At 61.9% G+C, this 8,899-nt stretch carries 7 protein-coding genes and 1 pseudogene; 4 read left to right on the forward strand and 4 right to left on the reverse strand.

Going from position 1 to position 8,899, the window contains the following annotated elements; translation table 11 throughout:
• Nucleotides 1–54 precede the first annotated feature (54 nt).
• Nucleotides 55–936, reverse strand: coding sequence for a LysR substrate-binding domain-containing protein (locus OQK_RS17045; protein WP_016773442.1), 882 nt, complete (start codon nt 934–936; stop codon nt 55–57).
• Nucleotides 937–1,154: 218 nt separating this feature from the next.
• Here OQK_RS17045 and OQK_RS17050 point away from each other — a divergent pair, with 218 nt between their 5' ends.
• Both OQK_RS17050 and OQK_RS17055 read left to right on the forward strand, forming a co-directional pair.
• Nucleotides 1,155–2,792 (forward strand): 5-guanidino-2-oxopentanoate decarboxylase, encoded by a 1,638-nt coding sequence (locus OQK_RS17050; RefSeq protein WP_016773443.1) that lies wholly within the window; start codon nt 1,155–1,157, stop codon nt 2,790–2,792.
• On the forward strand, nt 2,789–4,240 hold the full coding sequence (locus OQK_RS17055; protein ID WP_016773444.1) for an aldehyde dehydrogenase family protein: 1,452 nt from the start codon (nt 2,789–2,791) through the stop codon (nt 4,238–4,240). The genes OQK_RS17050 and OQK_RS17055 overlap by 4 nt, the downstream gene beginning before the upstream one ends.
• Nucleotides 4,241–4,487: 247 nt before the next feature.
• Here OQK_RS17055 and OQK_RS17060 read toward each other — a convergent pair whose 3' ends face one another.
• Entirely contained in the window at nt 4,488–5,417 is a 930-nt protein-coding gene (locus OQK_RS17060; RefSeq protein WP_016773445.1) for an AraC family transcriptional regulator, read from the reverse strand.
• Nucleotides 5,418–5,813: 396 nt separating this feature from the next.
• Here OQK_RS17060 and OQK_RS17065 point away from each other — a divergent pair, with 396 nt between their 5' ends.
• Together OQK_RS17065 and OQK_RS17070 are read left to right on the forward strand one after the other, a co-directional pair.
• Nucleotides 5,814–6,167, forward strand: coding sequence for a putative quinol monooxygenase (locus OQK_RS17065; protein WP_016773446.1), 354 nt, complete (start codon nt 5,814–5,816; stop codon nt 6,165–6,167).
• Nucleotides 6,168–6,210: 43 nt separating this feature from the next.
• Entirely contained in the window at nt 6,211–6,453 is a 243-nt protein-coding gene (locus OQK_RS17070) for a hypothetical protein (protein WP_016773447.1), read from the forward strand.
• Here the strand turns inward: OQK_RS17070 and OQK_RS17075 are convergent, their stop codons facing one another.
• Together OQK_RS17075 and OQK_RS17080 are read right to left on the reverse strand one after the other, a co-directional pair.
• Nucleotides 6,454–7,083 carry a flavin reductase family protein gene (locus tag OQK_RS17075; RefSeq protein ID WP_016773448.1) on the reverse strand — a complete coding sequence of 210 codons (630 nt, stop codon included), beginning with the start codon at nt 7,081–7,083 and terminating at the stop codon, nt 6,454–6,456.
• A gap of 135 nt (nt 7,084–7,218) precedes the next feature.
• Nucleotides 7,219–8,540: pseudogene (locus OQK_RS17080) on the reverse strand (MFS transporter).
• Nucleotides 8,541–8,899 lie beyond the last annotated feature (359 nt).

Raw genomic sequence — 8,899 nt, forward strand, 5'->3', positions numbered from 1 at the left:
TATCCCCAATCAGTTCCCTCTCCCTGGGGAGAGGGCTAGGGTGAGGGGAGAGGCTCAACGCAAATGAGCCTGCTCAACCAGCCAGAGCATCAGTTCCTCAAGTTGCGGCGAGGGTTCGGCTCCAGCAGGCACCACCACGTAATACGCCAACCCCGTCTTCACCTTCAACGCAAACGGCATAACCAGCCGCCCGGCGTCCAGATCATCACCAATCAGCGACCAGTCCCCGATCGCCACACCCGTGCCGTGCGAGGCCATCGACATCGCCTGATCCAGCGTTTCGAAATGCTGCCCGCTGCCAAGGTTGCCCAGGCGCAATCCCGCTGCATCGAGCCATACCGACCAGTCCTGAATGTCGTGGGTCGGGTGCAATAACAGATGCTCTTGCAAATCCTGCGGTGAATTCAGCGCGGGCGAGCCCTTGAGCAGTTGCGGCGAGCAGACCGGTGTCAGTTGCTCGTCGAACAGATGCAGCGCGCCTGGCGAATGGTCTGGCGGCGGGCCGTAGATCACGGCGGCGTCGAATTGCTCGCGCTGAAAATCCACGCCGTGTTGCAGCGACGCCGTCAATTTGACCGGCACGTCCGGGCGTTCCTTCTGCCATTGCAGCAGACGCGGCAGCAGCCAGCGCATCACGCAGCTCGGTGCCTTGAGTTGCAAGGTTTGCCGCGTCTGACCGATCTGCTCGGTCGCTTCACTGATCAGCCCGAAGACCTTTTCCACTCGCGGCAGCCATTCGCGGCCTTCGGCCGTCAGCGCCAGACCTCGGGCCAGACGAATGAACAGCTGATAACCGAGCTGTTCTTCGAGCCCGGCGATCTGCCGGCTCACCGCGCCCTGGGTGATGTGCAACTGCTCGGCGGCGCGAGTGAAATTGCAGCATTGCGCGGTGATCCAGAACGTATGCAGAGCGGGCAGGGGTGGCAGGCGTTTCATGGCGATCCGAGGTATGACGTGGGGACATGGCTAGTATGACTTTTAATCGATTGTTGCTGCCAGTTGCGCACCGTTCCAATGGTCACTCCACGGACCCTGTGGGAGCGAGCCTGCTCGCGAAGACGGTTCAAGGTTCGACACGGATGTTGGCTGGACCGCTTATTCGCGAGCAGGCTCGCTCCCACAGGGAGTGTTCAGTGAATGAAAGGGCAATCAACATGGCAACGTGCGGCGAAGTACTGGTCAAGCTGTTGGAGAATTACGGGGTCGAGCAGGTGTTCGGCATTCCCGGTGTGCACACCGTCGAGCTGTACCGAGGCCTCGCGCGGTCGAGCATCAAACACGTCACGCCTCGCCACGAACAGGGCGCCGGGTTCATGGCTGACGGCTACGCGCGCACCAGCGGCAAACCCGGCGTGTGCTTCATCATCACCGGCCCGGGCATGACCAATATCACCACGGCCATGGGCCAGGCTTACGCCGATTCGATTCCGATGCTGGTGATCTCCAGCGTGCAGTCGCGCAGTCAGTTGGGCGGTGGGCGCGGCAAGTTGCATGAACTGCCGAACCAGAGCGCACTGGTCGGCGGCGTCGCAGCGTTCTCGCACACGCTGATGTCCGCTGCCGAACTGCCGGTGGTGCTTGCTCGCGCTTTCGCGCTGTTCCAGGCCGGGCGACCGCGTCCGGTGCACATCGAAATACCGTTGGACGTGCTGGTGGAAGAGGCCGATGAGTTGCTCGCCAGCCTGCCGGTGAATATCGATCGCGCCGGCGCCGCACCGGCTGCCGTGGCCCGCATGAGCGAACTGCTCGCCACGGCGCAACGTCCACTGATTCTCGCCGGCGGCGGTGCTATCGACGCAGCGCCGCAGCTGACCCGACTCGCCGAATTGCTCGACGCTCCAGTGGCGCTGACCATCAACGCCAAAGGCATGCTGCCGACCAGCCATCCGTTGTTGATCGGTTCGACGCAAAGCCTGGTCGCCACCCGCGCACTGGTCGCTGAAGCCGACGTGGTGCTGGCGATCGGCACCGAGCTGGCCGAGACCGATTACGACGTCACTTTCGCCGGCGGCTTCGAGATTCCCGGCAAGCTGTTGCGCATCGACATCGATGCCGATCAGACCGTGCGCAACTACCCGCCGCACGTCGCACTGGTCGCTGATTCGCGCAACGCCGCGCAAGCATTGCTCAGCGCCTTGTCGCACCAACCGCTGGCCGAGCGCCGCAATGATTGGGGCCAGGTTCGCGCCGCGCGTCTGCGTGATGAATTGGCCGCGAGCTGGGATGCGCCGACGCTGGCGCAGACGCGTTTGCTCGAAACCGTGCTGCACGAATTGCCCGAAGCGGTGTTCGTCGGCGATTCCACGCAACCGGTGTACACCGGCAACCTCACGTTCAACCCCGGGCGTCCGCGACGCTGGTTCAACGCATCCACCGGTTACGGCACCCTCGGCTATGCGTTGCCGGCGGCGATTGGTGCGTGGCTCGGCGGCCAACTCGATAACGGCGCGCGCCCGCCGGTGGTGTGCCTGATCGGCGACGGCGGCTTGCAATTCACCCTGCCGGAACTGGCCAGCGCCGTTGAAGCACGGGTACCGGTGATCGTCCTGCTGTGGAATAACCAGGGTTACGAGGAAATCAAAAAGTACATGGTCAACCGCGCCATCGAACCGGTCGGCGTGGACATCTATACCCCGGATTTCGTCGCCGTGGCCAAGGGCCTCGGTTGCGCCGCGCAAGCCATCAGCAGCATCGACGAATTGCGCGCAGCGCTGCGCGAGGCGACGGACCGGCAAGGCCCGACACTGATTGAAATCGACCAGAACCAGTGGATGCAGGCGGTGGCCCAATGATCAGTTTTCCAACCACACTCGACGGACTCTACATCAACGGTCAATGGTCGGCGGGGGGCGAACATCTACGGGTGATCAACCCCGCTACCGAAGCGCTGCTGACCACCGTCAATGGCGGTGACGAACACGCCGTCGACCAGGCGATCAGCGCGGCGACCGAAGCGTTCGAACACTGGTCGAAAACCACCGGCGCCGAACGCGCTGCGATCCTGCGCAACATTGCCAACGGCGTGCGCAACGGCCGCGATCACTTGATGAACCTGCAGTCGAGCAACAACGGTAAACCGCAGTTCGAAGCGGCCATCGATGTCGATGACGTAATCGCCACTTTCGACTATTACGCCGAACTCGCCGAAGGCCTCGACGCCGGGCAGGACAGCAACGTGCCGCTGCCCAGCGATGACTTCAGCGCACGCCTGCGTCGTGAGCCATGCGGCGTGGTCGGGCTGATCGTGCCGTGGAATTTCCCCATGGTCACCACCGCATGGAAACTGGCGCCAGCGCTCGCAGCCGGTTGCTGCGTGGTACTGAAACCCTCTGAAGTGACGCCGCTGCCGGAGCTGGAACTGGCCGCGATCATCGCTGAGTCCGGTTTGCCCGACGGCGTGTTCAATCTGGTCTGCGGCACCGGGCTGGCGGTGGGCGCGCCGTTGTCGGCCGATCCACGCATTGCCAAGATCTCCTTCACTGGCAGCAATGCGGTTGGTGTGCAGGTGATGCAACGCGCTGCTGAAACCGTGAAGGGTGTGAGCCTGGAGCTGGGTGGCAAATCGTCGTTGCTGGTGCTGGCGGATGCCGATTTGGAGCTGGCGGTGGAACTGGCCTGTGGCGGCGCGTTCTTCAACGCCGGGCAAATGTGCTCGGCCACCAGTCGCGTGCTGGTTGCCGAGGCATTGATGGATGAATTTCTTCAGCGCCTGCAAAAACGTGCGGAGGTGATCCGAGTCGCTGATCCGTTTGATGCGGATGTGGAGATGGGCGCGCTGGTCAATCAGGCGCAGTACCAGCGGGTGCTTGGGCATATTGATCGCGGTTTGAGCGCCGGGGCGAGGTTGGTGTGCGGCGGCAATCGTCCGGCGCATTTGCCGCGCGGTTATTTTCTGCAACCGACGGTGTTCACCGACGTGCCGCTGGACAGCGCGTTATGGCGCGAAGAGATTTTCGGCCCGGTGGTGTGTGTGCGCGGTTTCGCCAGTGAGGCCGAAGCGATTGCCTTGGCCAACGACACGCAGTTCGGCCTGGTCGCGAGTGTGGTGACGCGCGATGCCACAGCGGCGGATCGCGTGGCCAATGCGTTGCAGGCGGGGCTGGTGTGGATCAATGCTCCGCAGGTGATCTTCCCGCAGACGGCTTGGGGCGGTTACAAGCAGAGCAGCGTTGGTCGCGAACTGGGGCCTTGGGGGGTGGCGGCGTTTTTGGAGATCAAGCACGTCGTGCGAGCGGTGTAGAAGCCTGCCCTCACCCCAGCCCTCTCCCAGGGGGAGAGGGAGCTGACCGAGGTGTCTTGCTTTCTTCGTTGACCTGAAAAACCGAGTCGATTATGGATTTGAAGGTCATCAACCCAACGCTGGGTTGGCCTGGCTTGGCTGATTCCGGATTCAGCACCGATATCGCAAGTCGATGAACCTCTCCAATATCCCACAATCGGTTCCCTCTCCCTCTGGGAGAGGGCTAGGGTGAGGGGCTTCTATGGAGTTACACCGACAGCCGCAACCGCGCCAGATCCCGCAACGGCGGCGCGCCAAACAGGCGGCTGTATTCGCGGCTGAACTGCGACGGACTTTCATAGCCCACCCGATACCCCGCCGCCGAGGCTTCCAGCCCTTCGGTCAACATCAGCCGCCGCGCCTCTTGCAGGCGCAGTTGCTTCTGGTACTGCAACGGACTCATCGCGGTCATCGCCTTGAAGCGGTGATGCAGGGTCGAAACGCTGAGGTTCACTTCCCGCGCCAGATCATCGATGCGCAGCGGCTGCTCGAAATTGCCGTTGAGCCATTTGATGGCCTGGCTGATGCGATGGCTCTGGCTGTTGGCAATCGCAATCTCATACAAACGATGACCCTGCGGACTACGCAGCAGGCGATAGAGAATCTCCCGGCGAATCAGCGGCGCGAGCATGGCGATGTCTTTCGGCGCGTCGAGCAGCCGGGCCAGACGCAGCACCGCGTCGAGCATGGCGCTGTCGATTTTTTCCACATACAGACCACGTCCGGTCGGCCGGGTCGGCACGCCCATCGGGCCGGCGTCGGCGATCAGCGCGGTGATTTCGGTCGGGTCAATGTCGAGGCGCACGGCGAGGATCGGTTCTTCCGGCGAGACATTGACCACCCGGCCGCTGAGCGGCATCGAAACCGACACCACCAGATAATTCAGCGGGTCGTAGTTGAAGAACTCATCGGCCAGGCGGACCTCTTTGCGCCCCTGCGCCATGATGCACAGCGCCGGCTGCGCGAGTACCGGGGCAAAGTCATGGGACTGGGTGTGGCGCGACATCACCAGCGAACCGATCGCGGTCTGGTAGCTGCCATCGTCGCTGGTGTTGCGGCGGATGATCGCCGCCAGCTCCGCGCGCTGCTTTTCCATGTCGGCGCTGGGTTCGGCTTGAAAACGATCGAATGACGTCATGCACGGCATCCTCGGCAAGTGAGGGGGGAATGCAGCAGAGCATATGTTTGTGCAAGCAGCAGCGGTAGACACATTCTGCCAAATGCTTGCCTGATTCTGCCCGCAGGTGCACGCAGGTCTCCCGCCAGACGATTCCGTAGGAGCTGCCGAAGGCTGCGATCGTTGATCTTCAAGGCAAAAGCCAAAGATCGCAGCCTTCGGCAGCTCCTACACAAAACGCGTATGACAGACGTGTTGCGCGGGTTTACAGGTTGTTACAGGTCGTCTGCGCAGTCTCGCAGGATTGTGCAACGCGAAGGCAGGAATCGACTAACGGCGCGGCGGCCCCGGCCCTTAATCTTTGCTTCAGTCGCAGCCCGTCCCCCGGCTGCCACGCGATTTCATGGAGGGTTGATCATGTCCAAGCAAATGCCTGTCAGTCATATGGCCTTCGTTCGTGCCCAGGCCGGGCGTTCGGCGGAACTCGGCGTGCGCCTGAGCGCGTTGATCGAGGTCTCGCGCGCGGCGCCCGGCTGCCTGAGTTTTTCCCTGCAACAATCGCAGTGCGACGCCGACCTGTGGCTGGTCAGCGGCTACTGGAGCAGCCAACAGATGATGACGACGTATTTCAACAGTCCGTCGATGGAAGTCTTCGCCGAGCTGGTCCAGGACCTGGTGGTCAACAGCCTCGACTTCCACACCTTCAGGGACGTTTCCGCCGCGCAGGCCCTCGGTCAATGCGCCGCGCCGATACACAAACTCGCCGGTTGAGGGTTTAATGTCCGGCTTATTTGATTGAGCCAGGATCCGCGACATGGCACGTAAAGAGTTTGAACGCTTCGAAGCAGTCTCCGCAGTCGTCCCCGTCGAGCTGGGCGGCAACAAGGGTTATTACGCGGCGATCGCGGTCAAGGCCCTGGTCGATGGCGGCGCACCACGCTTTCACAAGTTGCTCGATGAGCAGGTGTTTCCCGGCGCCATTGCTGCCGATGATGCAGCCATCAACGAGCTGGACAAGCTCAAGGGCGTCACCGATGACGCCGAGCTGATCTGGTAATTACTTCTGTGCGCCCGGGCGCCACATCTTGAACAGAGCCTCAGGCCCCAGCTGGAAATAATCCGCCGGCCCGCCGCCGCGCAAAATCGGTTGTGCGGCGGCGGTGTCGTAGATGCCGTCCTTCAGCAGCCATTTGGCGATGTGCACTGCAACCACCTCACCGAGGATCAGCCAGCTCGGTACGGTTTCGCCATCGGCGCGTTGCAGCTGGATGATCTGCGTGACCTTGCACTCGAAGGACACCGGGCTTTCGGCGACCCGAGGCACCGAAATCAGCTTTGACGCCACGGTCGTCAGCCCTGCCAGTTCAAACTCGTTGACCTCAGGCGCGACCATCGCGCAGCTCTGGTTCATCTGCTCGGCCAACGGGCGCGTGGCGAGGTTCCAGACGAACTCCCCGGTCTGCTCGATGTTGTTCAGACTGTCTTTGCGCCCGACACTGGAAAAACCAATGATCGGCGGCACGTAGTTGAACGCGTTGAAGAAACTGTACGGCGCGAGATTGAGCCGGCCTTCGGCATCCTGCGAGGAAATCCAGCCGATGGGCCGCGGGCCGACGATGGCGTTGAACGGATCGTGAGGCAGGCCGTGGCCGTTGGCGGGTTCGTAGAAGTGGATGTCATCGGGCATGGGGAGCGGATTCCTGAGCTGCATTCGGATGCAGCCATAGTGCAAGGACCCAGCGCATATTTCCAGCCAGACGCAAGACCCCGTAGGGTTCGTGGCAGGACACAGATTTTGTGGCCTGCCAGCGATGCGGTGCGATCAGTCAGTGACGATCCGCGAATGCTTCTGGGTGTCTTTCATGGTGATGTACACCAGCAGCGACACGGCAATGCACGCGGTGACGTACCAGTAGTAACCGGTTTCCATGCCGATGCTCTTGAACCACAGCGCGATGTATTCGGCAGTGCCGCCGAAGATCGACACGGTCAGCGCGTACGGCAGGCCGACGCCCAGGGCGCGGATTTCGGTCGGGAACAATTCGGCTTTGACCACCGCATTGATCGAGGTGTAGCCGCTGACAATGATCAGCGCCGCCATGATCAGGAAGAACGCGCCCCACCAGGTCTGGATGGTGTGCAGGGTCATCAGGATCGGCACGGTGAAGATCGTACCGAGCACGCCGAACGCGATCAGGATCGGGCGACGACCGATCTTGTCCGACAGGCCACCGATGATCGGTTGCAGGCACATGAACAGGAACAGCGTGGCGGCGGAAATGGTGGTCGAGTCGGAGATGCTCATGCCGACCGTGTTCACCAGATACTTCTGCATGTAGGTGGTGTAGGTGTAGAACGCCAGGGTGCCGCCCATGGTCAGGCCGACCACGGTCAACAGCTCTTTCGGGTGGCGCATCAAGGTGCGCATGGCGCTTTCCTTGGATTTTTCTTTCTTGGTGAACGACTCGGTTTCTTCCATGCCGCGACGCAGGTACAGCGCTACCACTGCGCAGAGCGCGCCGATGGCGAACGGAATACGCCAGCCCCACGCGTAGAGCTGTTCGGTGGTCAGCATGTTTTGCAGCACGATCAAGACGCCGAGGGCGATGAGCTGGCCGGAGATCAGGGTCACGTACTGGAAGCTGGAGAAGAAGCCGCGACGTTCCTTGGTCGCCATCTCGGACAGGTAAGTCGCCGAGGTGCCGTACTCGCCACCGACCGACAGGCCTTGCAGCAGGCGGGCGAATACCAAGAGGATCGGCGCGCCGATGCCGATGGTTTCATAGTTCGGGCTCAGGGCGATCAGCAGCGAGCCGAAGCACATGAGGTATACCGAGGCCATCAGCGCTTTCTTGCGCCCGACCTTGTCGGCGTACATGCCCATCAGCCAGCCACCGATCGGACGCATCAGGAAGCCCACGGCGAAGATCGCAGCGGTGTTCATCAGTTGCGCGGTGGTGGAACCGGCGGGGAAAAAGGTCTTGGCGAAGTACAGGGAGAAGGCGGCATACACATACCACCGTCGTACCACTCGACCATGTTGCCGACAGAACCACTGAAGATCGATTTGATCCGGCTCGCGGTGGTTCTCGGTTTGGCCGGCACGGCAGCCGACCCAAGGGGCAGGGCGTTGGAGTTATCCATTGAAGGATCCTTCGTTTAATTGTTTTTGTGGAGCGCGTCGGAACGCAGCCTGCCAGGGCTATAGCAGGAGGTGTGCCAAGGGGTGAGGGGCCGGTTTAGAGGGGGTGGCGGGGAGGAGTGAGCGGATTTGTGCCGACTGATTGAGCTGAGTGAGCGGATTTCCGCTTACCGCGTGAAGATCAAAAGCCCCTCACCCTAGCTCTCTCCCAGAGGGAGAGGGGACTGACCGAGGTGTTCTTGTGGGTTACATCGACCTGCAATATCGAGTCGAATACAGATTCGGGAAAGCATGGAGATCGGCTCCCTTCCCCCTCGCCCCCCTGGGGGAGAGGGCTGGGGTGAGGGGGATGGATTTCAGC

The organism is Pseudomonas sp. R62 (assembly GCF_000257605.1).
GTDB lineage: Bacteria > Pseudomonadota > Gammaproteobacteria > Pseudomonadales > Pseudomonadaceae > Aquipseudomonas > Aquipseudomonas atacamensis.

Excerpts from the sequence above, each read along its gene's own strand:
- OQK_RS17045 (WP_016773442.1), bottom strand. The coding sequence starts at position 936 with ATGAAACGCCTGCCACCCCTGCCCGCTCTGCATACGTTCTGGATCACC.
- OQK_RS17050 (WP_016773443.1), top strand. The coding sequence starts at position 1,155 with ATGGCAACGTGCGGCGAAGTACTGGTCAAGCTGTTGGAGAATTACGGG.
- OQK_RS17055 (WP_016773444.1), top strand. The coding sequence starts at position 2,789 with ATGATCAGTTTTCCAACCACACTCGACGGACTCTACATCAACGGTCAA.
- OQK_RS17060 (WP_016773445.1), bottom strand. The coding sequence starts at position 5,417 with ATGACGTCATTCGATCGTTTTCAAGCCGAACCCAGCGCCGACATGGAA.
- OQK_RS17065 (WP_016773446.1), top strand. The coding sequence starts at position 5,814 with ATGTCCAAGCAAATGCCTGTCAGTCATATGGCCTTCGTTCGTGCCCAG.
- OQK_RS17070 (WP_016773447.1), top strand. The coding sequence starts at position 6,211 with ATGGCACGTAAAGAGTTTGAACGCTTCGAAGCAGTCTCCGCAGTCGTC.
- OQK_RS17075 (WP_016773448.1), bottom strand. The coding sequence starts at position 7,083 with ATGCCCGATGACATCCACTTCTACGAACCCGCCAACGGCCACGGCCTG.